Here is a 1,448-nt window from a genome sequence, read left to right on the forward strand (position 1 = left end):
GGACCTGCAGGAGATGATGGAGGGGGTGGCCGAGCGGTGCCGGGTCCTGGAGGGGGACCCAAAGACCCTGCGGCGGCACACCCTCTTCCACTGGTGGCCGAGGGCGAAGGCATCAGCATGAAAGGGTATGAAGCCCGGCAGCTACCACCTCCTCGTGCAGAAGGGCGAGGTCAGCGCCCAGGCCAGCGCTAGCGTGCAGGCCGGAAAGGAAACCGTCCTCGAGCCCCTGGCCTTGCAACTCCCCGGGAGCGTCCAGGGTACGGCCACGTTGGTAGGGGCGACGGATCATTCGGGCATCCAGGTCTATATTCCCGGCAGCGAGAAGTCGGCTTATACCGACGCCAAAGGCAACTTCACCCTCTCCGGCGTGCCGGCGGGCGAGTACACCGTGGTGGCCGAGCGGGCGGGGTACGCGCGGGCCTCGGGGGCGGTGCAGGTGCGCTCGGGGAAAGCGGCCAGCCTCGAACTCTCCCTGGCCCAGCCGCAGACGGTGGGGCGGGTAACGGGCAAAGCCACGCTGCAAGGGGCCAGCGACCACTCGGGCGTCCAGCTCTTCCTGGCCGGCACCTCCTACGCCGCCTTCACCGGCCCGGACGGCAGCTATGCGCTCGAGGGGGTGGCGCCGGGGACGTACCAGCTCACCGCGCAGTACGCCGGCTACGCTTCGGCCAGCACTACCGTCACCGTCACGGTGGGCCAGACCGCCACGGCAGCGGACCTCAGCCTGGCCAAACCCCAAACTGTAGGGAGCGTGAGCGGCAAGGCCACCCGGCAAGGAGCCTCAGATCACACCGGGGTGCAGGTGTTCGTGGCGGGCACCGGCTTCTCGGCCCTCACCGATAGGGACGGCAACTACCGCTTGGACGGGTTGGCCCCGGGCGATTACCAGCTCACCGCCCAGTACCCCGGCTACGCCGCCGCTACCACCGCCGTCAGCGTCACTGCCGGGCAGACCGCGAACGCGCCGGTGCTTTCGCTGGCCAAGCCCGAGACGGTGGGCAAGATCACCGGCAAGGTCACCTCGTCCGCAGCCCCACTCCCCGGCGTCATCGTCTACCTCCCCGGCACCCAGTACGCCGCCATCAGCGCCGACGACGGGAGTTACGTCCTGGAGGGCGTTCCTCCCGGCAATTACACCCTTAAGGCCGAGCGCAGCGGGTATGTGACGGCCTCAGGGCCGGTCAGCGTCACGGCGGGCCAGGCCACCAACGCTGACCTTGACCTCTACCCCCTCCCGCCCCCCATGCCTCCGGTGATCGGCCAGGCCCCCTTCCTGGCCGCCCGGGGCGGGACGCTGACCCTGGAGGGGGCCGGCTTCGGCGCCAGCCGGGGGCTCTCCCAGGTCAGCGTCGGCGGGGTGCTGGCGTCGGAGTACCTCGAGTGGGGCGACGCCCGGGTGACGGTGCGGGTGCCTCGCGCGGCGGGGCTGGGCCCGCAGGAGGTGCGCG

General features: G+C 70.9%; 1 protein-coding gene. It reads left to right on the forward strand.

Annotated features, from left to right (window positions below):
- Positions 1–127: 127 nt before the first annotated feature.
- Positions 128–1,448, forward strand: a 1,321-nt coding sequence (locus MEICH_RS23775; protein WP_036218360.1) for a beta-sandwich domain-containing protein, incomplete at its 3' end; no start/stop codon positions are given.

The organism is Calidithermus chliarophilus DSM 9957 (genome assembly GCF_000430045.1).
GTDB classification, from domain to species: domain Bacteria; phylum Deinococcota; class Deinococci; order Deinococcales; family Thermaceae; genus Calidithermus; species Calidithermus chliarophilus.